This is a genomic window from Kocuria coralli, from assembly GCF_008831305.1.
GTDB lineage: Bacteria > Actinomycetota > Actinomycetes > Actinomycetales > Micrococcaceae > Kocuria > Kocuria coralli.
The window spans coordinates 105,854-127,692 of sequence record NZ_ML708611.1; the positions used below are offsets into that span (position 1 = coordinate 105,854).

Here is a 21,839-nt window from a genome sequence, read left to right on the forward strand (position 1 = left end):
GGATACAGCAGGTGACGGCCGACACCCATCGCCTGCACCACACCGGGGTATCGAGTGGCCGGGGAACGATGTCGGGGGCCGGTGCCATGATGAGCGCATGCCTACCGCCGTCCCCTACGCCGATCTCCGGTGGACGCCGCGCACCCCCCTCGACCTGCCGTCCACCATGGGCGTGCTCACCCGGGGCAGGACGCATCCCACGGCGCGGATCACCGACGACGGCGCGGTGTGGATCACCACGCGCGTCGACGCCGAGCCCCTGACGGCGCGGTTCACCCGCACCGGCCCGGGCCCGGTACTGCATCGCGATGTCGTGGTGCAGGCGTGGGGAGCCCGTGCCGACGAGTTCCTGGCGGAGGCGCCCCTGTGGACCGGTGAGGACGACGACTGGTCGGGGTTCCTGGCCTCGGACAGCTGGGAACTGCTGCCCGAGCGCATGCGCCGCGCCCGGCGGGACCATGCCGGCATACGCCTCATCTCAACGGGCCGCCTGGTCGATGCCCTCGTGTCTGCGGTCCTCGAGCAGCGGGTCACGGCCGGGGAGGCGGTCGGGGCGCAGCGCTGGCTGGTGCGCGTGCACGGCGATCCCGCTCCCGGCCCGGCGCCGGCCGGGATGGCCGTGGCCCCTACTCCCCAGGCCATCCGCCGGGTCCCCTCCTGGTCCTGGCACCGCGCGGGAGTCGATCCCGCCCGCGCCAAGACCGTTCAGCACGTGGTCACGCGCGCGGCGGGGATAGAGCGGTGGAACCAGGCGAACCTGGATCACCGGTTGCGCCGGGCACTGGCTTCCATCAAGGGGGTCGGCCCGTGGACCATCGCCGAGACCCTCCAGGTCTCCCACGGCGATCCCGATTCGGTGAGCGTCTACGACTACCACCTGGCCCGTCACGTCACCGAGTTCTTCGACGGACGGCCCTCCGACGACGCCAGGATGATGCAGATCCTCGAGCCATGGCGAGGGAACCGGCAGCGCGTCGTGCGTTTAATGTATTCCACTGGATGGCGGCCTCAAGCGAAGGGTCCTAAGCTCACGCCGGAAGACCACCGGGATAAGTAAGCCTCACCTATTCCGCCTCCGGCGAAAAAGGCCTGCTGAAAGCAGAGCGGGGTAAGACCAGCCTGTCCTGGCTAGTATTTCCACGGGGTGAGGCCTTTAATATGGGTATGACTCTAGCGAATATCAGGAATCCCGATGCCCACCCCGACATCGTCCACCCGCCCGGCACCTCTGCGCACCGGGAGCCTCAGGGCGGCAACTACGGGGAGCGGCTCAACAAGCTGCGCGCCGCCGTGCTCGGGGCCAACGACGGCATCGTCTCCGTTGCCGCCACGGTCGTCGGCGTGGCCGGGGCCACCACCGACCGCGGCGCGGTAGCCCTTGTGGCAGCAGCGGCTCTCGCCGCCGGCGCCCTCTCGATGGCCCTGGGCGAATATGTCTCCGTCTCCTCTCAGAAGGATTCGCAGAACGCTTTGATCGAGCTCGAGACCCGTGAACTCGAAGAAATGCCGCGCGAGGAATTCGACGAGCTCGTGCAGATACTGCGCGAAAAAGGAATGTCCGAGGAAACGGCGAAAGCGGCTGCCGCCGATCTCACCGAGCATAATGCCCTGAAAGCCCATCTGGATTTCGAACTGGGAATCGACGAAGAAGATATCCCCTCGCCCCTCGGTGCCGCGATCGCCTCCGCGTTGGCCTTCTTCGGCGGTGCCCTGCTGCCGATCCTGGCGATCCTGCTGCCACCGGCCGGTCTTGCGGTGCCCGTGACCTTCGGCGTCGTCCTGCTCGCCCTGGCCGTCACCGGCTGGCTCGGCGCCGTGCTCGGCGGTTCGCCGCACCGTCTGCGCGCCGCCCTCCGTCTGGTCGCAGGGGGCGCCCTGGCGCTGGCGGCCACCTTTGCCATCGGCTCCGCCCTGGGCACCGGCGCCATGGGCTGACGCCCGATCATGACCCGCCTGACACCCCTGTGGGACCGGGTCTCCCGCCCGGAGTGAGCTGATAGCGTTCCGCCCATGGACGAAGGGCATCTGCTGGTCGGCAGCCTCCTGTCGGTGTGGTGGATCGCCCTCGCCGCCGCGGCGGCGCCGGTGTTCGCGATCGTCGCGCGACGCTACGTGCCCGATGTCGTCTGGCTGCTGGCGTTCGGGGTGCTCATCGGCCCTCACGCGCTGGGGCTGGCCGAGCAGACCGAGCCGGTCCAGTTCCTGCGAGAGCTGGGGATGGGCTTCCTCTTCCTGCTCGCGGGCCTCGAGGTCAGCACCTCGGACATGGGCGGCAGGCAGGGCAGGAACGCGGCTCTCACGTGGGTCCTCTGCGCCGCGCTGGGCGTGGGCGCTGGACTGCTGCTCACCCAGGGCGAGGTCCGGGTTGCGCTCGTGCTGGGCATCGCCTCGACGTCGACCGCGCTGGGTACGCTGCTGCCGATCCTCAAGGACTCCGGCTCCATGGACGGTCCGCTCGGCAGGGCGAGCATGGTCCATGGCGCCTACGGCGAGCTGCTGCCCATCATCGCCATGTCGCTGCTGCTCTCCAGCCGCGGGACCTGGCAGGCCGCACTGGTGCTGCTGGCGTTCATGGTGGTCGCGGTGATCACGGTCGCGCTCCCCGGTCGCCTGCTCCGCAGGATCCCGCGGCTGGGTCACGCGGTGGTGGGGGCCTCGAACACGACGATGCAGACCACCCTGCGCATCACGGTCCTCGTCCTCGTCTCGCTCATGCTGCTCACCGCGGTCCTCGACCTGGACGTGGCCCTGGGAGCCTTCACGGCGGGGCTGCTGCTCAACGTCGGGTTCTCCGTCGCGGCTCCGGACCACGGCCGGGAGATCACTCATAAGGTGGAGGTCGTGGGTTTCAGCTTCCTCATCCCCGTCTTCTTCGTCACGAGCGGGATGAGCATCGACCTGGGTGCGGTGCTGGCCGAGTGGCCGGTGCTCGCGGGATTCGTGGGCGTCATCGCGCTGGTACGCGGACTGGTAGTGTTCGTGCGCGAGAGGTTCACGCGCACGGGCTCGGGCCTCACGGAGACCCGCGATCAGCTGGCACTCGGGCTGTATTCGGCCACCGGCCTGCCGATCATCGTAGCCGTCACCCAGATCGCAGCCTCCTCGGATCTCATCAGCCAGACCACGGCATCGGTCATGGTCACCGGAGGCGTGGTCACGGTGCTGGTCTTCCCGTTCGTCGCCGGTCTGCTGACGAAGAAGGCCGCAGAGGCCCGCCCGCAGCCGCGGTGACAGGGCGAGAGTCGGCCGGGTTCAACCGGCATCTATGACCGCGGAGCGGTCAGCGCGATAGCCCAGCACGTCCAGACTCGCGTGGATCGTCTGGGCGATGAGCGCGTCGTCGACAGGAGGCAACCCCGGCAAGACGACGTGCATGATGAGCGGCCCCGTCAGCAGGTCGGCTATCCATCCGGAATCCGTGTCGGCGACGATCTCGCCCCTGGCTATCGCGCGGTCAAGGATCCTCCGCGTGTACGCCCGGCGCGGCCCGAGATATCCCTCTTTGAACCACGCACCTCCATCAGGATCAGCATCGAGCTCCGCAAGCCATCCGGCCAACCCGCGGGTGACCACAGGATCGGTGAAAAGCCGCCGTTGACGGCGCTGCACCTCGACCAGGTCACTGACGAGAGCCCCCGTGTCGATGTCCTCGTCGGTCCCGTACCGAGAAGCCAGCAGCCGTGGCACCACATCGGCGAGGCCACGGAACCGCCGGTAGAAGGCCGGCTTATTAGTCCCCGCGCGCGCCACGACCTGGTCGACCGTGATCCGTCCGTACCCCTTCTCCACGGTGAGTTCCGCCACAGCCTGGAGTATGTCGTGCTCGATGTTCCTCTTGCGCGGGCGGCCTGGATGATTCATAGTGTTACCAACAGTAACGTAATCTATATCGGCATGCGACGAAACGGGGATCGGGATGTATAAGCGGATCGTCCGAGCCAAGATCCGAGCGGTGTTCGAGAGCATCAACGACGGCGACTACATGCCGATGGTTGATGGGCTCGCGCCCTCCTTCGAATACCGCTTCCACGGCGAGCACGCCCTCGGAGGCCGTCGCACAAGCCGGGAGTCGATGATCCGCTGGTGGCAGCGCGTCTCCGCGCTGTTGCCCGGAGCACGATTCGACCTCCAGGACATCCTCGTCGACGGCGGCCCGTGGCGGACCAGGGTCGCGGTGCGCTCCTATGTTTCAGGCGATCTGCCCGGAGGCCTGCGCTATGAGAACACGGTCTTCCAGTTCATCACGCTCGTGTGGGGAAGGGTCACCTCGGTCGAGACCGTCGAAGACCTCCAGATTCTCCAGCGCGCCCTGCGAGCTGTCGCTGATTCCGGTAAGCCCGAGGCCCTCGCCCGCCCTATCAGCGATTGATGCCCCCTCCCCGATCCTTGATTGAGAGGGGGCATCGGCGCCACCGGAAGAGGACCGCACCCGTCTCCGGGATGCACATCCGGGATACACATCCGGGATACACAGATGCGCAAGGGGCGGGTCTTCGCGAAGACCCGCCCCTCATCGTGTCATCTGAGCCCCGGGCACCGTAGCCTCAGGGCGCCGTCGATCACTGCTGCTGATCAGCCGCCTGCTGCTCGGCCACCTGCTTACGGACCTCGTCCATGTCCAGGCCCTTGACGGCGTCGACGACCTGCTCCAGGGCGGACTCCGGAAGCGCACCGGCCTGGGAGAAGACCAGGATGCCTTCGCGGAAGGCCATGAGAGTGGGGATGGACGAGATCTGGGCGGAGGCGGCCAGTGCCTGCTGGTCCTCGGTGTCCACCTTGCCGAAGAGCACATCCGCGTGCTTCTGGGAAGCCGCCTCGAACGTGGGGGCGAACTGCTTGCAGGGACCGCACCAATCGGCCCACCAGTCCAGCAGGACGATGTCGTTGTCCGTGATGGTCTCCTGCAGGTTTTCCTGGGTGATCTCAACCGTAGCCATGGACTTCACCCTACGGATCCAGTGAGCACGTGTCAGTGGCGTTCACCACGAGTGGACGCCGCTCCCGGCAGATGTCTTCCTCGACCGGTCGATCTGCTCGCCCATCGGAGGCCATGGGCCATCGGATCGACCGATCACGGACCATGGAGTGCCGAAATGACCTCTCGCCATGAACGGACGATCAGAATGGTTGTTCGCGCCCCGGCATGTCCTTGAACAGCAAGAAACCCCGGCTCCTAGGTGTTCTCCTGAAGGAACCGGGGTCTCTCGGCGGGTGGCAGATGAGGGATTCGAACCCCCGTAGGCAATGCCAGCTGATTTACAGTCAGCCCCCTTTGGCCGCTCGGGTAATCTGCCGGGGGTCTCCAGCATATCGGTGCTCCGATACGCGTGGAACGCTCCCGTGCCGGGAGCGATATAACCCTACTGAAAGAGGCGCGGGTCGCCAAATCCTCAGGGAGACCCCGGGGCCCGGAGATGCTGATTCCCTGCACTCCGGCTACGGGGAAGGGCCACGACTCCGGCCAGCCGGTCGCTCCGAGGCGGTTCAGGCCGCCGAGACGCGCGCTTGGATCTGGGCGAAGAAGGCGAGGGCCTGCTCGAGCGTGACTTCCCCTCGGCTGACAGCCTGGTCCAGTTCCTCGGCCACGCCGCCGAGGCGTTCCGTGACGGAGACGGACGGGGCCTCCGTGGCGGGAGCAGCAGACAGCGACCACAGCTCTCCCTGGCCGAGGTCTGCCGCCGGGATCTGGCCGGGGCTGATGGCGGGCGGTTCAGTCGTGGTCTCGGTGGCCGAGGCTGGGGCGATCGCGATCCCCGACATCAGCGCAGCAGCCAGAACAGTGCCCACGGCAGCTTTGCCGGTACGTGCAGCTTGTCGGTTCAGGTGCGATACCCCGCTGGAGAGCAGGGATCGGCGCGGAACCTCCGACGACGATTCGCTCATGTTCTGCAGTCTGCCGGATTCACCTGCGTAAATCCTCGTTGTGCCATCACAAAACCATCACACATCTAGACTGAGGTCTAGATCATGGGGACCCGCTCCGGGCCCCGCCCCCTCGACCCAAGGAGAACACCGTGGCCAGCGACTCGACGTTCGATGTTGTGAGCAAAGTGGACAAGCAGGAGGTCTCGAACGCCCTGAACCAGGCGCAGAAGGAAGTGTCGCAACGTTACGACTTCCGGGGCGTGGGAGCCGAGATCGACTTCTCCGGCGAGAAGATCCTGATCAAGGCCAACTCGGAGGAACGCGCCGTCGCCGTCCTGGACGTCTTCCAGTCGAAGCTGGTCAAGCGCGGAATCTCCCTGAAGTCCCTGGAGGCCGGCGAGCCCTATGCCTCCGGCAAGGAGTTCCGCATCGAGGCCTCGATCAAGGAGGGCATCGCCCAGGATCAGGCGAAGAGGATCAGCAAGCTCGTCCGTGACGAGGCTCCCAAGTCCGTCAAGGCCACGATCCAGGGCGACGAACTGCGGGTCTCCTCGAAGTCCCGGGACGACCTGCAGGAGACCATCACCCTGCTCAAGTCGGCCGACGTCGACGTCGATCTCCAGTTCGTCAACTTCCGCTGAACCGGCCGACCGGGACCGGTTGATCGGGGCGGCGCCCCGTGCTCAGCGTTCGGTGTAACCGTTGCGGGCCATGTTCTGCAGGCGGGCGATCCGGTCGGCCGTCGGCGGGTGGGTCCGGAAGAGGTTGGCCATCCCCCGCCCCGCGAAGGGGTTGGCGATCATCATGGACGAGGTGTTGACCACCCTCTGATCGTTGGCGCTGAGGGGCCGGGCGTGCACCCCGTTCTCGATCTTGTTCAGGGCATTGGCCAAGGCCATGGGGTCACCGGTGAGCTTGGCGCCGTCCTCGTCGGCGTCGTACTCGCGGGTCCGTGAGATCGCCAATTGGATGACCGTGGCGGCGATGGGCGCCAGGAAGGCGATGGCCAGTCCGGCAAGGGGGTTGCCTCGGTTGTCGTCGCTGCGACCCCCGAAGATCGCGGCGAACTGCAGCATCTGCGCCACGGAGGTGATCACGCCCGCGATAGCCGCGGCCACCGATGAGGTCAGGATGTCGCGGTTGTAGACGTGCATGAGCTCGTGTCCCAGCACACCGCGCAGTTCGCGCTCGTCGAGCAGCTGCAGGATGCCTTCGGTGCAGCACACGGCCGCGTTCTGAGGGTTGCGGCCGGTGGCGAAGGCGTTGGGGCTCATGGTGGGCGAGACGTAGAGCCTTGGCATGGGCTGCCCTGCCTGATGCGAGAGCTCACGCACCACGCGGTAGAGATCCGGGGCCTGCTGCTCCGTCACGGGGACGGCGCGCATGGAGCGCAGCGCGATCTTGTCGCTGTTCCAGTAGCTGTAGGCCGTGGTCGCCAGGCCGATCAGCGCGAACAGCAGGATGAAGACCGAACTGTTGGCGGCCGTGGCCACGCCCCAGCCGATGGCCAGCAACAGGAACCACATGCCGCCCAGTAGGGCCACGGTCTTCAAACCGTTGAAATGACGGTGCATTCTGAATGCTCACCCTTACCTCTGTGAAACGTGGCGTACCGGATCGCGGCCGCCTCATCGGAATCAACGGCCGCCGCCACCACGGTGTTCCGTCAGATGGGGCGATTCGGCGAATACCGATGAAACAGTCAGTCACTCACGAGGATACGGGCATTCGCTCCACCCGGGCGTCACGATCAGGGGTGCCAGGCCCATCCCTTGATCGTCCAGATCCACCAGCCTCCCGACCACGTCGGCTGTCCCGCGCGCTCCCAGGACCCTGGTTCCTCGCTGGAACCAGCACTGTCGGTGGTCTCTTCCGCTGGCTGCGGCTGGATCAGGGGCGGGGACGTCGGCTCGGGCTGTACCGAGGGCTCGGGCGCCAGCTCGGGGACGGCCGTCGCCTCCGGCTCAGGCGCCGGTTCGAGCACCGCCTCGGGCTCGGTCGTCGCTTCCGACTCGGGCTCGGGCGCCGGTTCGGGCTGGGGGGCGACGGTCGGCGCCGGCTGCGGTTCGGGGTCGACGGGTGCCGCTTCGGGGTCGGCCGTCGGCGCGGACTCCGCCGTCGGTTCGGGGGCCGGCTCCGCCTGGGTCGCGGATTCGTTCACGGATTCGCCGGCGGGCTCTTCCGCAGGCGGGTCCTCAGCAGGCGGGTCCTCAGCAGCGGGTTCGCTGGATTCCGATTCAGCGGCGGATCCGCTCTCCGAGCCGGTCACGGGATCCGACGCGGGTTGCTGGATCCGGAAGAAGGCCTGGGGCGTACCGGTATCGGAGTCCTCGGCCGAGGGGCTCTCGGGCTCAGCCGCCGGGGCGTCATCACCCGGTGAGGTCACGGGGTCGCCCCCTGCGCCGGTGTCCTCGCCCGGAGCGGGCGTGCTGGGAGCGCCGCCTCCGTCGGGAGTGGTCCCGCCCGTGCCCGCACCGGTGCCGGGTACGCTCGGCGGAGTGGTCGGGGCCGGTTCGGCGGGCGCGACCGGTCCGGTCGTGGGGTTTCCCGGTGCGTTCGGGTCCGTGGAGGGGATCACCGGGGCGGGATCTCCGACGCCGGAGTTCCACGACGGGCCCGAGGTCCCGGGCATGGAGTACTCCGCGCCGCCCTGACCGGATCCCCCCTGCTGAGCGGGACCGGCCCGGAAGTACTCCGCTGCATCCTGTGCGGTCGAGCCCGCCGGATTCTCCTGGCCGAAGGGACGGTCGCTTCGATCGAAGGTCGTCATTCCGGTACCGAAGGATTCGTCCGCGGCGATGGAGCGCATGGCCTCGGCGATCGAGCCGGAATCACCCCTCGACGTCTCTCCACCGGGCTGGGGCGCCTGCACCTGGTTCCCGCCGGTCTGTTCGCTCGTCTGCTCACCGGCGCCGTCGTCCGCCGGCTCCGCCTCGACGGTGACGTCCCCGCTGGCGGGGAAGGGGAGCCCGCCGAGGGTGGTCGCGTTGTTGGCGCCGTCCTCCTGCACCAGGGTGTTCACGCCGACCCCCACCAGGGCGACCGCGGCGGACGCAGCCACCGCTCCGACGGCGATTTTCAGGCCCAGGCCGGCGCCGCCGGCGGCCACGCCGACGGGCGCACTCGCCCCGGCTGCACCGACTGCTCCCGAACCGGCTGCAGTGGAACCCGCTGCCCCCGAGCCCGCTGTCTGGGCACCCGGCACGACGACGGCCTCGGCCTGCGGTCCAGCGGATCCAGCGCCCTCGGCGACAGCCTCGGCCCCCTCGGGTGCCGCGCCTTCGCCTCCTGCTGGGGCGTCGGGGGCCGGCAGCCTGGTGGTCCCCGCGACCCCGGCTCCGGTGCCTGAGACCGTGAGCGCCGCCAGGACCTTGGACTCCGTGCCCCACAGCGACAGGGCCGCCAGAGCGGGCAGGATCCAGGTGCGCATACCGACGCCCAAGTCCAGCAGCTGCAGATATTCCGCCGTGCACCGCGGGCAGGTGTCCAGATGCTGTTGCACCTGACGACGGGCACGCGACCCGAGACTTCCCTTGACGAAGGCGCCCAGCTGATGGGCGACTTCTGGGCAGTGCTCCGTGGCCGCGCTCGAGACCTGGGCCTGCAGATAGGCGGCCTGCAGCCCTTCGCGTGCGCGCTTGGTCAGGGCCGAGACGGCGTTGGGCGTCATCCCGAGCGCCCCCGCCACGGCACGGGGCTTCATGCCCTCCACTTCGGTGTGCCAGAGCACGGCCTGCCAGCGCTCCGGCAGGGAGGTATAGGCATTGGCGGCGGAAACCGCCTCGCACTGCTTGACGACGACGTCGTCGAACTCCTCCGGCCTGTCCAGCTGCTCCTCTTCACCGACCGGCTGGACCTTGCCGGAGGCCACCCCCTGGTCCACTGCCAGGCGTCCGATGGTGGTGACCAGGTAGCTGCGCAGGAACTTCCGGGGTCCGCCGCCCTTGCGGATGATCTGGAGGACCCGCGCGAAGGCCTCCGAGATCAGGTCTTCGGCGTCCTGGAAGTTACGGGTATGCATCCGCGCCACGTTCAGGGCGGTCGAACGATGACGCTCGTACAGCACCCCGTATGAGGACTCGTCCCCGGCTCGCACGGCCTCGAGCAGCTGTTCGTCCCCTACGGCCTGCTCGGCATCAGCGTGGCCGGCCTCGGCTGCGATGCTGCCGCCGTCGGTGGAGCCGCTGCCGGCATCCCCCTGGCCCGCGCTCCCGGCTCCCGAAGGTCGGATGGACTGATCGCCGCCGTCGTTCACGACTTCGGCGGCATCCGGTTCGCGGTGGGAAGCTGAGTCTTCAGGGCGCTGCGGGACGATGGTGGGGTCTCCTCGGTTCGATCTCCTCGTAGCCTGCTCGGGCTGTGCTCCGCGCTGTGCGCGGATACCCGATGAGGTTTCTTCGGGCACATTTCGAAAGAGTCTACGCCGCGGGCCCTGCGGGACCAAGACTCTCTGACCAGCGTTGATGTCATCTCGGACACTCGCGACCGGCGCTTCGCCCATCCTTATTGTGAGAAATTCAGAATATTGAGTAGGGTGGTTTGCATGCAGCGATCAGTCACGACGACACCGAGCCACGAACTCGTGGCCTCCGAGGAGTGGGGCGCCAGGCTCCGTTCCCTCGGCCGTCGTGTGACGAAACAGCGACTGGCAGTGCTGCAGGCCACCGACCGGCGCCCGCACTCCTCGGCAGACGAGATCGCGGCGCAGGTGCGCGAGCAGCTTCCCTCGATCTCCACGCAGTCCGTGTACGTCGTCCTGGCGGACCTGACGAACCTGGACCTGGTGCGGAAGTTCGAGCCACCGGCCTCTCCGGCGCTGTACGAGACCCGCACCGGCGACAACCACCACCACGCGTACTGCGTACGTTGCGGCCGGGTGGACGACGTCGACTGCGCGGTCGGCCATGCCCCCTGCCTGACGCCGTCCCACGACCACGGTATGCAGCTGCTGTCCGCCGAGGTCGTGTACCGGGGTCTGTGCAGTGCCTGCCAGTCGCGGGCCGATCCTGAATCACGCCTGTAGTTCCTACTTCGATTCCTGACCAGGAGGATCATCATGTCGGACAAGAACGTTCACGATGTCGGGTTGCGTCCCACCGGCGATTTCACCACCGACCAGCTGGGCAAGCCGGTCCAGTCGGACGCCCATTCGCTGACCAGCGGCGGCCCGGACGGGGTCATCGCCCTGCACGATTCCTACGTCGTCGAGAAGCTTGCCGCCTTCGACCGTGAGCGCGTCCCCGAGCGCGTCGTCCACGCCAAGGGCGGCGGCGCTTTCGGCGAGTTCGAGGTCACCGAGGACGTCTCGCAGTACACCCGGGCGGCCGCGTTCCAGCCGGGTACCAAGACCCCGATGCTGCTGCGGTTCTCCACCGTCGCCGGCGAGCAGGGCTCTCCCGACACCTGGCGCGATCCGCGTGGTTTCGCCATGAAGCTGTACACGACCGAGGGCAACCTGGACATCGTGGGCAACAACACCCCGGTGTTCTTCATCCGCGACGGCATCAAGTTCCCGGACTTCATCCACTCCCAGAAGCGCCTGCCCGGCTCCGGGCTCCGTGACAACACCATGCAGTGGGACTTCTGGACCCAGTCCCCGGAGTCCGCTCACCAGGTGACCTACCTGATGGGCGAGCGCGGCATCCCGAAGACCTGGCGTCACATGAACGGCTACGGTTCGCACACGTTCCAGTGGGTCAACGCCGACGGCGAGCGGTTCTGGGTGAAGTACCACTTCATCTCCGAGCAGGGCGTCGAGGGGCTCACGGGCGAGGAGGCCGCCGAGATCGCCGGCCAGGACGCCGATGCCCACCGCCGCGACCTGTACGACGCCATCGAGCGCGGCGAGTACCCGTCGTGGTCCGTCGAGGTCCAGGTGATCCCCTACGAGGACGCCAAGACCTACAAGTACAACATCTTCGACGTGACCAAGACCGTGCCGAAGAGCGACTACCCGCGCATCAAGGTCGGCCGGTTCACCCTGAACCAGAACCCGCTGAACTACTTCGCGCAGATCGAGCAGGCCGCCTTCTCGCCGGGCAACACCGTTCCGGGCCACGAGATCTCCCCGGACAAGATGCTGATGACCCGGGTGTTCTCCTACCCGGACACGCACCGTCACCGCATCGGCGCGAACTTCGCCGACCTGCCCGTGAACTACCCGCACTACGCGGAGCAGAACAGCTACGCGCAGGACGGCCCCATGCGCTACACCTTCAAGGCCCCGAACCAGCCGGTGTACGCACCGAACACCGCCGGCGGTCCGGTGGCGGGTCAGGGCGTCAAGCCCGCCGACGAGATGCGCTGGGAGACCGACGGCGAGATGGTGCGCGCCGCCGCGACCCTGCACTCGGCCGACGACGACTTCGGTCAGCCGGGCATCCTCTACTCCGAGGTGATGAACGCCGAGCAGCAGCAGGTGCTGGTCGAGAACATCGCGGGCCACCTGGGCGACGTGAACGACGACGTCATCCTGGAGCGCGCCTTCCAGTACTGGGAGAACGTGCACAGCGAGCTGGGCCAGCGCGTCCGCGACGCCTACGCCGCGAACGCCGGCGCGGACGCCAAGTACGTCTGAGCCGGGCTCCCTCAGGGGGTCGGCCTACGGGCTGATCGCGGAGGACCGTCCTGAAGACCGGCGCCCGGTCACGACAGTGTCGTGACCGGGCGCCGGTCTTTCGGTCTTCGAGCCTGACTGGGTCCGGGTCCGGGTCCGGGAGCCCGGATCTAGCGGGAGAAATCCCCGGGGTCGATCGTCGCGGGGTCGGCGGCCCCCGGGGAGCCATCGCTCAGGTTCAGCGGATCGTTCAGCGGATCGGAGGGGTCCCCGAGGCCCTGCCCCTGGCCGCCGCTGCCCGCCGGTCCTTCGTCCGCGCCGTCCTCCACGGACAGCAGCACCTCACGGATGTCCTCCATGCTGAACGAGGCCACGGGCGGGCGGGCATTCAGGCAGACGTGAGCGGCGCCCGTTCCGAGCGCGTAGCGCAGGACGTCCCTGGCCGCGGCGGCGCGGATCTCCAGCGTGGGATCCAGGGCGGCGACCTCGGCTGCGGAGGTGAACAGCAGCAGCGTGTCCGCCTCCTGCCCTTCCTCTGGCCTGGCCCAGACCGGCTCGACGTCCTGCGGCCCGGAGGCCTCCGGCAGGGCGCGGACCCCCAGGAGCAGGGAGCTGTCGGCCCCGACCATGCCGGAGAGCACCTGGGGGACGCTGCCCAGCACCAGCCCGTTCTTGGCGACGTCGTTGCGCGGCGAGGACAGCAGCCACTCGATCTGGCGCCGCGGTATCCGGCATGAGGCGCCGCCGGCGTCCAGCACGAGATGGTCGTACTGCTCGTCGGCCGCCACGAGCTCGAGGACGGCGACGGCGGGTCGGCGCAGCAGCACCGCCTCGCCCTCCTGACCGGAACGCTCGAACATCGCCCTCGCCTCCGTCTCGGCCGTGTAGGCGGCGAGGGACCGGGTGCCGTCGGATTCGGCGAAGCTCTGCAGCCGTATCGTCGAGTCGGGAGTGATCTGGCCGTCGGTGCCGCGGACCAGGTCGGAACCGCTGGCGTCCACGATCAGGTTGCCCGCGGTGCATTGGCGCAGGACCTCGATCATGGCTTCCTCCGAGGGGGAGGCCGAGAACCCCGCGACGGCTTCGCGCAACCGGGGGTTGACCGTGCCCGCCGGGGCCGCCTCGTCCTCCGCGTCGGGGGGCAGGACGTGAACGGGCAGATCCGCCTCGCCGGCCATCTCCGCCAGCCATTCGGGCACGCGGGCCTCCGTACGGGGGAAGACCTCCAAATGCTCGAGGGCATCCCCCACCTGGTACGGGCCCTCCTCCCCCAGCACGGGCGGGCGATCGTCGAAATTATGCGAGGCCGTGAACGAGTAGGAGGGCTCGGGCCAGCCCTCGGCGCTGACCGTGATCGTGGTGGACAGCCAGGTGCCGCGGCCGGGACGGTAGGACAGGGACTGCAGCCGGTTGATCCGGCGCAGGATCGGGCTGCCGGGCTTGATCGGGCCCACGGTGCCGGGCACGGCGCGGTCCGCGCGGTGCTCCGTGATGCGCAGCCACGTGCGCCCTCCCTGGGGTTTGAGGTCCACCTTCATGAGGTCCCAGCCGGGTTGCGCGTTGAGCACCCCCAGGATCCAGTTGCCGACGGAGCGGAGCTCGTCCCGCAGCGCCTCGGCGAGGTGCTCGTCGCTGAGCCTGGCCGCGACGTGCGTTCCCGCCCGCTCCAGGGGGCTCAGCCCGGGTTCCCGTTCCTCCTGCGTCGTCATGTCCCCACCATATCGGCAGAGCCCGCGGCCCACACTCGGGCACGGATCCGGATGATGTTCCGCTCACAATCTCCTTCAGGCTTGCGGCGTCGAATGCTCCCGGCCCCGCCCGTTGCTAGCCTGTGGTCATGACGACTTCTCTGCAGGAACTGATCGACGACTCGATCTTCATTTCGACCGAGCATCAGGCCCGGCTGGCCGAGTTGAGCCAGGGCGTCGAGTGGGACGTGGATTTCTCCGTGCCCTCCTTCACCCTGCAGTCCGATCCGCCCGTCGTCCTGACCCCCCACCTGCTGGGCACGGACTCCGAGCAGCGCGGTTCCTGGGTGTGGTCGTGGCAGGAGCTCGGCCACTTCCCCTCCGAGGTGGTCGCCGCCGCGGTCCAGTCCCGTGAGTCCGGGGCGCGCGCCGACGTCCCCGAGCTGATCACCGACGAGCTGCCCACCCGGGACGGTCTGGCCCGCCAGCTGACACTGGCTTCGAAGGCCCTCACCGGGGTCTGGGCGCACTACCCCGCCCGCGTGGGCAAGCAGGTCACCGCCTGGCTGCTTCTGGAGGGCCCCGAGCTGGAGCTCGCGCCGATCTCCGTGGGGGCCATGATGCAGGTCATCGCCGAGGCGCTGCAGACCGGCACGGCGGTGGACCACAACCGCGCCCTGGACTCCTACGCCCGCCTGCGCGGTCTCCACATCGAATGGGACACGGACGCCACGTGCGTCGTCACCACCCGCGACGGCGCCATGCGCTTCTGGTTCGAGGACCATCAGATCTCGGGTGTCGAGCCCGCGGAATCGGCCGTCTCCGAAGCCGATCTCACCCGCCTCGAGCAGGATGCGCGGACCCGCCGGGAGGCGCTCGGGGCCGACCGCGCCGACGCCCGCCGGATCGCCGACGAGCAGGCCGTCCGGGACACCACCGCACGGGCGGAGGAGGAATCCGCGCGTCGCGAGGCGACGGCGGCCGCCGTCTCCTCCGGGTCTCCCGTGGACGATTCCCAGGAGCCGCTGCCCGCGGAGCTCTCCCGCGAGGATCTCGAGGCGCCCGTCCCCGGTTCCGCCGAGGCCGGCGAGGACCTGCCGTACGACCAGGAGCCGCGCCGCGACGTCGCCCCGGGCGAGGTCACCACCACGACCGTGCCCTCCCTGGCCGAGGAACGCGACGCCGAGGGCGTGGCGGAGGACCGCAACGCCCAGCCGGACACCGAGCCGTCGGAGGTCCTCGAGGGGACGGACGGCTTCTCCGACGAGACCGCGGACCGGGAGGCGCCCGCTGCGGAGTCGCCCGAGACCATTGCCGCGGACGAGGAGCCCGGGTCCGACGGCGAGGCCGCCGAGGTTCAGCCGGAGGTCGTGCAGCCCCGTGTCGAGGAGCCTGCCGTCGCCCGTCCCGTGGGCGAGGAGGCCGTGGAGCCCGTCGAACGCGCGGAGGACGAGGCGGAGCCCGCACCCGCCGAGGACGAGCCGCGCGAGCAGGACGAGCGGCCGCGCAAGAAGGGCTTCTTCAGCCGTTTCTTCGGCGTGTGACCGGACCGTAGTACATGACCGGACCATACCTGGCCCGGGACTCCGAGGAGAGCCGCCGGGGCGTGCTCTTCGGCGTGAGCGCCTACGGGTTATGGGGGCTGCTGCCCCTGTACTTCGTGGCGCTCGCTCCCGCCGGAGCCTGGGAGATCGTCGCCCTGCGGGTGCTCTTCTCGCTGGCCCTGTGCCTGGTCCTCCTGGTGCTTTCCGGCCAGTTCGGGCGCTTCGTGGCCGCATTCACCCAGCCGAAGGCCCTGGGGCTCTTCCTGCTGTCCGGGGTGCTCATCGGCTGCAACTGGCTTCTCTACACGATCGCCACGACGACGGGGCACACCCTGGAGGCCTCCCTCGGGTACTTCATCAATCCCATCGTCGCGATCGCCCTGGGCGTCGTGGTGCTGCGGGAGAGGCTGCGCCGGCTCCAGTGGGCGGCTGTGGGCCTGGGCCTGGCGGCCGTGGTGGTGATGTCCGTGTTCTACGGTCAGGTGCCGTGGCTCTCCCTGGGGCTGGCCTTCAGCTTCGGGATCTACGGGCTGACGAAGTCCATGCTGGGTGCCGATTGGCCGGCGCTGGTCTCGCTGACCCTCGAGACCCTCGCGATCACGCCCGTCGCGGCCGTGCTGTGCGCCTGGCTCGCTGCGGACGGCGGCCTGACGCTGGGCGGGCACGGCGCGCTGCATACGGCGCTGCTGGCCGCCACGGGCGCCGTCACCGTGGTCCCCCTGCTGCTCTTCGGTCTGGCAGCCGCCAGGATCCCCCTGAGCACCGTGGGGATGCTGCAGTACATCGCGCCGATCCTGCAGTTCGTGATCGCGGTCGTGATCTTCCACGAGGCCATGCCCCTGGACCGCTGGCTGGGTTTCGGGATCGTCTGGGTCGCCGTCGTCGTGCTGCTGGTCGATGCCTCCCGCGGCCCCCGGCGACGGCGCGAACGCCTCTCCTAGAAGACGGCGAACCCCGGTCTCCTGCCGGGCATCCGGCATCGGATGCCCGGCAGGAGACCGGGGTGAACCGCGAGGATGGCGGTGCCTGCGCTACTCGTCGCCGCCCTCGTCCGGTGAACGGCGCAGGTTCAGGATCGCTGCGCCCAGGCCGCCCCAGACCGTCACGCCGGCCACGACCAACATGATGATTGCCTCGGTGCTCATCGGGTGCCTTCCTCTCGGGTCGCTGCGGGCTCGGCGGGGCCGGTCTCGGTGGGCTCCGCTCCGGCCCACGGCTCGGCGGCGGCTTCCTTGTCGGAGTCGCGGTCGCTCCACGGCGTGCCGTCGACCACCGCCGAGCTGGTCAGGGTGGGGATCAATCCGCCCTTGAGGTACTTCTGGTCGACCCCCGGGTCCAGTACGGGAAGGGCCGGCGAAGGCTGAGCGCCGCGGGACCTCTTGGACCAGGGGATCCGGGAGACGATCACGGAGATGACCACCAGGGCGATGGCCATGCCCCATCCGAAGGTCATGACGTACCAGGTCGGGAAACCGCCGTACCCTTCGGCCAGCACCGTGGTCATCTGGCCGATGATCGTGTAGCCCAGCACGACCACCGCCACGCCGCCGATGAAGATCATCCACGTCCTGCCCACCTTGAACGCGGAGACCGCGTTGAGGTGGTCGCGCAGGCCCGGGAGGGCGGAGAGCCCGGAGGACAGCAGGATCACGGCCACCAGGGAGGCGGCGACGATACCGAAGTTGTTGACGAAGGCGTCGGTGATGTCCAGGAGGTTCAGCCCGGTGGTCGTCGGGAACAGCAGGAGGGAGGCTGCCGCCAGCGGGATGACGACGGTCAGGGTCCCCGCCAGGCGGCCCAGGCCCAGCTTGTCCTGGATGCCGGCGATGATCACCTCGACGATCGAGATCAGGGACGTGAAGCCCGCGAAGGTCAGGGCGCCGAAGAACAGGACCCCCAGCAGCCCGCCCAGCGGGGCCTCGGAGACGATCGTCGGGAAGGCGATGAACGCCAGGCCGATGCCGCTGGAGACCACGTCGCCGACGCCCACGCCGGAGGCCGTGGCCATGAAGCCCAGGGCGGCGAAGACACCGATGCCCGCGAGGATCTCGAAGCTCGAGTTGGCGAATCCGACCACCAGCGCCGTACTGGTCAGATCCGACTTGCGCTTGAGATAGGAGGCGTAGGTGACCATGATGCCGAAGCCCACGGACAGGGAGAAGAAGATCTGCCCGTAGGCAGCCATCCACACGGTGCTGTCGGAGAGCGCTGACCAGTCCGGGGTGAACAGCGCGTCCAGACCGCTGGCAGCGCCGTCCAGGGTGAGGGCGATGATCACCATGGCCGCGAACATGACGAGCAGCAGCGGTATGAAGATCACGTTGAAGCGCCCGATGCCGCGCTGCACGCCCAGTGCCATGACGACGAGCAGGACCACCCACACCAGGGCCAGCCCCACCAGGACCTGCGGGACGAAGTCGAAGCCCGGCGCGACGTGGTCGGCCACCTGGAGGTACTGGCCCATGAAGAAGCCCTCGGCGTCGTCCCCCCAGGCCTCCGTCACGGAGAAGATCGTGTAGGAGCCCGCCCAGGCGATGATCACGCCGTAGTAGGCGGCGATCACGAAGCAGATGCACAGCTGCCACCAGCCGAGGAACTCGGCTTTGGGGTGCAGGCGACGGTAGGACAAGGGCGCCGAGGCCCGGTACCGGTGACCCACCGCGTAGTCGAGCATCAGCAGGGGGAGGCCGGCGGAGAGCAAGGCCACCAGATAGGGGATCATGAAGGCGCCGCCGCCGTTCTCGTACGCGATGTACGGGAAACGCCAGATATTGCCCAGGCCGATGGCCGACCCCATGGCGGCCATGATGAAGACTGTTCGGTTCGAAAAGACCTCGCGCTGACCGGCAGCGGGAGGTGCGGACTTCGGTGAGGACACTGTCCACCTCGTGGTGCTCAGGCGCCGCCAGCCTTCGGAAGTCTGTACGGCTCAGTTCCGGTTGGTTCCGTGGTCTCCGGTGAGGGTGGCCGGATGGACGGCTTGAGCGTTCAGGTTACCCGTGCTCACGCGGAGCGGTGCACCATGCCGCGCGCGAAACTGTGCAGGGCCTGCTTGGCCGTGCTCTCCGGCAACGGCTCCAGGGTGGCCTCCGCATCGGCCACCCATGCCTCCGCCACGGACCAGGAGCCCTCGATCGCCGCATGGCCGGCAAGGGCCGCAACGGCCTGGGCGAGGGCCTCGTCCGTGCTCAGGTCGCCGTCGACCAGCGTGAGCACCTCCTGCGCCGAGGCGTCGCCGTCGGCGGCCATCCTGCGCAGCATCAGCACGGGCAGGGTCGGGATGCCCTCTCGGAGGTCGGTGCCCGGGGTCTTGCCCGTCTCGCCGGAGGTCGAGGTGATGTCGATCACGTCATCGGCGAGCTGGAAGGCCACTCCGATCTTTTCGCCGTATGACTCCATGATCTCCTGAACCTGCGCGGAGGCTCCGGCAAGCATGGAACCGTACGTCCCGCAGGCGGCGATCAGGGAACCGGTCTTGCCCGAGAGCACCTGGATGTAGTGCTCCAGCGGGTCCATACCCTCCGGGGGTCCTGAGGTCTCCTGGAGCTGGCCCACGACGAGCCGCTCGAAGGCCTGCGCCTGGATCTGGTAGGCGCGTCCCGACAGGCTGGACACGAGCGTGGAAGCCCGGGCGAAGATCAGGTCCCCCGTCAGGATCGCCACGTTGTTGCCCCAGACGGTGTGCGCCGTCTCCACGCCCCGGCGGACGGGGGCGGAGTCCATGACGTCGTCGTGGTAGAGCGAGGCGAGATGGGTCAGCTCGACGACGACGGAGGCGTTGATCACCTCGTCGTTGATGCCTCCCCCGATCTCGGCGGCCAGCAGGGTCAGCAGGGGGCGGATCCGCTTGCCCCCGGCCCTGAGCAGATGGGAGGCGGTGACCGCGATCAGCGGATCGGAGCTTGCGACCTGGAGGCCCAGCCGTTGCTCGACCTCGTCCATGGCGGTGAGCAGCCGGCCCCCGAGCTGGGGGTCCTGCGCGATGGCCTCCATGCCCACGGGCAGCAGGGTCTCCGTGTCGTCGCCGACGGGCCCGCCCTCCTCGGGGCGGGGGTCGTCGGGCCGCTGCGGGGCCGGAGAGGATTCAGTCACGGTGGTTCACTCTACTGGTTTCTGCAGTCGCTTTCGCCCCGGCTCCCGGCTCCGTCCCAGCTGCCCGGTGGCCCGGTTTCCGGGGCGCAGCCCTGTTGGAGGTGGGCGGTGTCAAGGCGTCCAGGACGGCGACGGCGTGATCCTGCCAGCTGCGCGGGGGGCGGTCCGTCAGCTCGGCCATCGTCTGCACCACGAATCGCATGAGCGGCGGCACGGACATCCCCGTGGCAAGGGCCGCCTTCATGATCCGCGGATGTCCGATGGCCTCCGCCAGCAGGCGTCCCTGGGTGAAATGAGCGCCCCATTCCGCGGCCAGGCGCTGGGGATAGCGCGCCAGCACGGCCTCCCGCTGCGCGGGACCGTTGGCCCCTATGGCCTCGAGGATGTGTTCCGCGGCGTAGCGGGCCGATTCCATGGCATTGGAGATCCCCTCGCCGTTGAAGGCCGAGACCAGCCCGGCCGAGTCGCCCAGCAGCATCATGCCGGGGATCCAGTGGGGAGTCCGGTTGAAGGCCATCGGCAGGGCTGCGGAGAGCACCCGGCCCCGCTGGTGCTCGGGGTCGAAGGTCCATTCCTCCGGCATGGAGGCGGCCCAGTCGGCCAGGACCTTCTTGTAGTCGAGCTTGCCGAAGGCCGGGGAGGTGTCCAGGATGCCCAGGCCGACGTTGGCCGTTCCGTCGCCGACCCCGAACACCCAGCCGTAGCCCGGCAGCAGCCGGCCCTGGGGGTCGGTGCCGTCGGTGAGCTCCAGCCACCCTTCCATCCAGTCGAGATCGCTGCGGGGCGTCTCGTAGTAGGTGCGGACGGCGACCCCCATGGGGCGGTCGCGCCTCCGGTGCAGCCCGGCGGACACGGCGGTCCGGGAGGAGACGCCGTCGCAGGCCAGCACCAGGTCCGCCAGGTGCCGCTCCGTCTCACCGGTCCGGCGGCCCCGTTCGTCCAGTACGGCGGCGCTCAGGCCGCGGACCCGGCCGTCGCCGTCGCGGACCGTCTCGGTCACCGAGCGGCGCTCGAGGACCTGCGCCCCCTGGGCACGCGCGTGCTCGGCGAGATGCTGGTCGAACCCGACCCGGGAGCGCACCAGCCCGTAGGCGGGGAAGTCGGTGAGGCTGGGCCACGGAACCTCGATGGCGCGGCCCCTCGCCCGGATGCGCAGGCCCTTGTTGGACCGGTACCCGTGCTCCGGCCCGTGCGGCAGGCCCATGAGCTGCATCTCGCGGACCGCGCGGGGGGTCAGGCCGTCGCCGCAGACCTTCTCCCGCGGGTAGGAGGTCTTCTCCAGGACCGTGACCTCCACCCCCTGGGAGGCGAGCCAATAGGCGGCGGTGGCTCCGGACGGCCCGCCGCCGGCGATCAGGACCTTCACGCGAGCTTGAGCTGGGGTGCCCCGTACGCGGGGGTCCGCCCCTTGACCGCACGGTGGATGGCGACGATCCCGCCCGAGAGGTTGCGGTACTGCACGTCCTCCCACCCCGCCGCGGCGATGTCCCCGGCCAGTCCGTCCTGGTCCGGCCACGCGGCGATCGACTCGGCGAGGTAGTCGTAGGCCTCCGGGTTCGAGGAGACCTTCTTGGCCATCTCGGGGAGGGCCTTGATCAGGTACTCGCTGTAGACCTTGCGGAAGAGCTTGTTCGTGGGGGTCGAGAACTCGGCGATCACCAGCCGTCCCCCGGGCTTGGTGACTCGGAACATCTCGTGCAGCGCACGGTGGTAGCCCTCGACGTTGCGCAGTCCGTAGGAGATCGTGACCGCGTCGAACGAGTCGTCGGCGAACGGGAGCCTGGTGGCGTCCGCCTGCACGAACTCGATGTCGGGCCGGCGTGAACGGCCCACCCGCAGCATGCCCAGCGAGAGGTCGGCCGCGACCACCTGCACCCCGGCGTCGGCGTACGGCTCCGAGGACTTGCCGGTCCCGGCGGCCAGGTCCAGGACCATTTCGTCGGGGACCGCGCCCACGGCTTCGGTCACGGCCTTGCGCCACCCGCGGGTCTGGCCCAGCGAGAGGATGTCGTTGGTCAGGTCATAACGCGGAGCCACCTGGTCGAACATCGCGGTCACGGCGTCTCTGCGCTTGTTCAGGTCTGCACGATTCAC

General features: G+C 69.0%; 20 protein-coding genes and 1 tRNA gene. 9 read left to right on the forward strand and 12 right to left on the reverse strand.

Annotated elements, in window-relative coordinates:
- Nucleotides 1-97 precede the first annotated feature (97 nt).
- From FCK90_RS02245 to FCK90_RS02255, 3 genes are all read left to right on the forward strand, one after another.
- On the forward strand, nucleotides 98-1,057 hold the full coding sequence (locus FCK90_RS02245; RefSeq protein WP_158032677.1) for a DNA-3-methyladenine glycosylase family protein: 960 nt from the start codon (nucleotides 98-100) through the stop codon (nucleotides 1,055-1,057).
- A gap of 107 nt (nucleotides 1,058-1,164) precedes the next feature.
- The gene (locus FCK90_RS02250) at nucleotides 1,165-1,935 is read left to right on the forward strand and encodes a VIT1/CCC1 transporter family protein (protein ID WP_158032678.1); all 771 of its coding nucleotides are present in this window, start codon (nucleotides 1,165-1,167) and stop codon (nucleotides 1,933-1,935) included.
- A gap of 75 nt (nucleotides 1,936-2,010) precedes the next feature.
- Complete coding sequence (locus FCK90_RS02255; RefSeq protein WP_158032679.1) at nucleotides 2,011-3,231, forward strand: cation:proton antiporter; 1,221 nt, start codon at nucleotides 2,011-2,013, stop codon at nucleotides 3,229-3,231.
- Between the two features lie 21 nt (nucleotides 3,232-3,252).
- Here FCK90_RS02255 and FCK90_RS02260 read toward each other — a convergent pair whose 3' ends face one another.
- On the reverse strand, nucleotides 3,253-3,804 hold the full coding sequence (locus FCK90_RS02260; protein WP_181954161.1) for a TetR/AcrR family transcriptional regulator: 552 nt from the start codon (nucleotides 3,802-3,804) through the stop codon (nucleotides 3,253-3,255).
- Nucleotides 3,805-3,952: 148 nt separating this feature from the next.
- On the opposite strand from FCK90_RS02260, the gene FCK90_RS02265 reads away from it, so the two are divergent.
- Entirely contained in the window at nucleotides 3,953-4,369 is a 417-nt protein-coding gene (locus tag FCK90_RS02265; protein WP_246179915.1) for a nuclear transport factor 2 family protein, read from the forward strand.
- A gap of 190 nt (nucleotides 4,370-4,559) precedes the next feature.
- Here FCK90_RS02265 and trxA read toward each other — a convergent pair whose 3' ends face one another.
- From trxA to FCK90_RS02280, 3 genes are all read right to left on the reverse strand, one after another.
- Nucleotides 4,560-4,937 (reverse strand): thioredoxin, encoded by a 378-nt coding sequence (gene trxA, locus FCK90_RS02270; RefSeq protein WP_158032682.1) that lies wholly within the window; start codon nucleotides 4,935-4,937, stop codon nucleotides 4,560-4,562.
- Nucleotides 4,938-5,212: 275 nt separating this feature from the next.
- A tRNA-Tyr gene (locus FCK90_RS02275) sits at nucleotides 5,213-5,294 on the reverse strand.
- Nucleotides 5,295-5,484: 190 nt separating this feature from the next.
- Nucleotides 5,485-5,883 carry a hypothetical protein gene (locus FCK90_RS02280; protein ID WP_158032683.1) on the reverse strand — a complete coding sequence of 133 codons (399 nt, stop codon included), beginning with the start codon at nucleotides 5,881-5,883 and terminating at the stop codon, nucleotides 5,485-5,487.
- Between the two features lie 131 nt (nucleotides 5,884-6,014).
- Between FCK90_RS02280 and FCK90_RS02285 the strand changes: the two genes are divergently transcribed.
- Nucleotides 6,015-6,506, forward strand: coding sequence for a YajQ family cyclic di-GMP-binding protein (locus FCK90_RS02285; protein WP_158032684.1), 492 nt, complete (start codon nucleotides 6,015-6,017; stop codon nucleotides 6,504-6,506).
- Nucleotides 6,507-6,548: 42 nt separating this feature from the next.
- Here FCK90_RS02285 and htpX read toward each other — a convergent pair whose 3' ends face one another.
- Together htpX and FCK90_RS02295 are read right to left on the reverse strand one after the other, a co-directional pair.
- A complete protein-coding gene (gene htpX, locus FCK90_RS02290; RefSeq protein WP_158032685.1) occupies nucleotides 6,549-7,439 on the reverse strand; it encodes a zinc metalloprotease HtpX in 891 nt (296 codons plus the stop codon).
- A 176-nt stretch (nucleotides 7,440-7,615) separates the two neighbouring features.
- Nucleotides 7,616-10,270, reverse strand: coding sequence for a sigma-70 family RNA polymerase sigma factor (locus tag FCK90_RS02295; protein ID WP_181954162.1), 2,655 nt, complete (start codon nucleotides 10,268-10,270; stop codon nucleotides 7,616-7,618).
- 138 nt (nucleotides 10,271-10,408) lie between these two features.
- On the opposite strand from FCK90_RS02295, the gene FCK90_RS02300 reads away from it, so the two are divergent.
- Nucleotides 10,409-10,888, forward strand: a complete 480-nt coding sequence (locus tag FCK90_RS02300) for a Fur family transcriptional regulator (protein ID WP_158032687.1) — start codon at nucleotides 10,409-10,411, stop codon at nucleotides 10,886-10,888.
- A gap of 33 nt (nucleotides 10,889-10,921) precedes the next feature.
- Nucleotides 10,922-12,442: a catalase gene (locus FCK90_RS02305; RefSeq protein WP_158032688.1), complete on the forward strand. Its 1,521-nt coding sequence runs from the start codon at nucleotides 10,922-10,924 to the stop codon at nucleotides 12,440-12,442.
- A gap of 149 nt (nucleotides 12,443-12,591) precedes the next feature.
- Here the strand turns inward: FCK90_RS02305 and FCK90_RS02310 are convergent, their stop codons facing one another.
- A complete protein-coding gene (locus FCK90_RS02310; RefSeq protein WP_158032689.1) occupies nucleotides 12,592-14,130 on the reverse strand; it encodes an SseB family protein in 1,539 nt (512 codons plus the stop codon).
- 128 nt (nucleotides 14,131-14,258) lie between these two features.
- On the opposite strand from FCK90_RS02310, the gene FCK90_RS02315 reads away from it, so the two are divergent.
- Together FCK90_RS02315 and rarD are read left to right on the forward strand one after the other, a co-directional pair.
- Nucleotides 14,259-15,653 (forward strand): DUF6882 domain-containing protein, encoded by a 1,395-nt coding sequence (locus FCK90_RS02315; protein WP_158032690.1) that lies wholly within the window; start codon nucleotides 14,259-14,261, stop codon nucleotides 15,651-15,653.
- A 14-nt stretch (nucleotides 15,654-15,667) separates the two neighbouring features.
- Nucleotides 15,668-16,594, forward strand: coding sequence for an EamA family transporter RarD (gene rarD / locus FCK90_RS02320; RefSeq protein WP_158032691.1), 927 nt, complete (start codon nucleotides 15,668-15,670; stop codon nucleotides 16,592-16,594).
- Between the two features lie 90 nt (nucleotides 16,595-16,684).
- On the opposite strand, the gene FCK90_RS02325 is transcribed toward rarD, so the two are convergent.
- From FCK90_RS02325 to FCK90_RS02345, 5 genes are all read right to left on the reverse strand, one after another.
- Nucleotides 16,685-16,798, reverse strand: coding sequence for a methionine/alanine import family NSS transporter small subunit (locus tag FCK90_RS02325; protein ID WP_158032692.1), 114 nt, complete (start codon nucleotides 16,796-16,798; stop codon nucleotides 16,685-16,687).
- Complete coding sequence (locus tag FCK90_RS02330; protein ID WP_158032693.1) at nucleotides 16,795-18,459, reverse strand: sodium-dependent transporter; 1,665 nt, start codon at nucleotides 18,457-18,459, stop codon at nucleotides 16,795-16,797. Before FCK90_RS02330 ends, FCK90_RS02325 begins: the two co-directional genes overlap by 4 nt.
- 197 nt (nucleotides 18,460-18,656) lie before the next feature.
- Nucleotides 18,657-19,646, reverse strand: a complete 990-nt coding sequence (locus tag FCK90_RS02335; protein WP_158032861.1) for a polyprenyl synthetase family protein — start codon at nucleotides 19,644-19,646, stop codon at nucleotides 18,657-18,659.
- 91 nt (nucleotides 19,647-19,737) lie between these two features.
- Nucleotides 19,738-21,111: a geranylgeranyl reductase family protein gene (locus tag FCK90_RS02340; RefSeq protein ID WP_158032694.1), complete on the reverse strand. Its 1,374-nt coding sequence runs from the start codon at nucleotides 21,109-21,111 to the stop codon at nucleotides 19,738-19,740.
- Nucleotides 21,108-21,839 (reverse strand): demethylmenaquinone methyltransferase, encoded by a 732-nt coding sequence (locus FCK90_RS02345; RefSeq protein WP_158032695.1) that lies wholly within the window; start codon nucleotides 21,837-21,839, stop codon nucleotides 21,108-21,110. The genes FCK90_RS02340 and FCK90_RS02345 overlap by 4 nt, the downstream gene beginning before the upstream one ends.

Excerpts from the sequence above, each read along its gene's own strand:
- FCK90_RS02245 (WP_158032677.1), top strand. The coding sequence starts at position 98 with ATGCCTACCGCCGTCCCCTACGCCGATCTCCGGTGGACGCCGCGCACC.
- FCK90_RS02250 (WP_158032678.1), top strand. The coding sequence starts at position 1,165 with ATGACTCTAGCGAATATCAGGAATCCCGATGCCCACCCCGACATCGTC.
- FCK90_RS02255 (WP_158032679.1), top strand. The coding sequence starts at position 2,011 with ATGGACGAAGGGCATCTGCTGGTCGGCAGCCTCCTGTCGGTGTGGTGG.
- trxA (WP_158032682.1), bottom strand. The coding sequence starts at position 4,937 with ATGGCTACGGTTGAGATCACCCAGGAAAACCTGCAGGAGACCATCACG.
- FCK90_RS02280 (WP_158032683.1), bottom strand. The coding sequence starts at position 5,883 with ATGAGCGAATCGTCGTCGGAGGTTCCGCGCCGATCCCTGCTCTCCAGC.
- htpX (WP_158032685.1), bottom strand. The coding sequence starts at position 7,439 with ATGCACCGTCATTTCAACGGTTTGAAGACCGTGGCCCTACTGGGCGGC.
- FCK90_RS02300 (WP_158032687.1), top strand. The coding sequence starts at position 10,409 with ATGCAGCGATCAGTCACGACGACACCGAGCCACGAACTCGTGGCCTCC.
- FCK90_RS02305 (WP_158032688.1), top strand. The coding sequence starts at position 10,922 with ATGTCGGACAAGAACGTTCACGATGTCGGGTTGCGTCCCACCGGCGAT.
- FCK90_RS02310 (WP_158032689.1), bottom strand. The coding sequence starts at position 14,130 with ATGACGACGCAGGAGGAACGGGAACCCGGGCTGAGCCCCCTGGAGCGG.
- FCK90_RS02315 (WP_158032690.1), top strand. The coding sequence starts at position 14,259 with ATGACGACTTCTCTGCAGGAACTGATCGACGACTCGATCTTCATTTCG.
- rarD (WP_158032691.1), top strand. The coding sequence starts at position 15,668 with ATGACCGGACCATACCTGGCCCGGGACTCCGAGGAGAGCCGCCGGGGC.
- FCK90_RS02325 (WP_158032692.1), bottom strand. The coding sequence starts at position 16,798 with ATGAGCACCGAGGCAATCATCATGTTGGTCGTGGCCGGCGTGACGGTC.
- FCK90_RS02330 (WP_158032693.1), bottom strand. The coding sequence starts at position 18,459 with ATGGCCGCCATGGGGTCGGCCATCGGCCTGGGCAATATCTGGCGTTTC.
- FCK90_RS02335 (WP_158032861.1), bottom strand. The coding sequence starts at position 19,646 with ATGGAGGCCATCGCGCAGGACCCCCAGCTCGGGGGCCGGCTGCTCACC.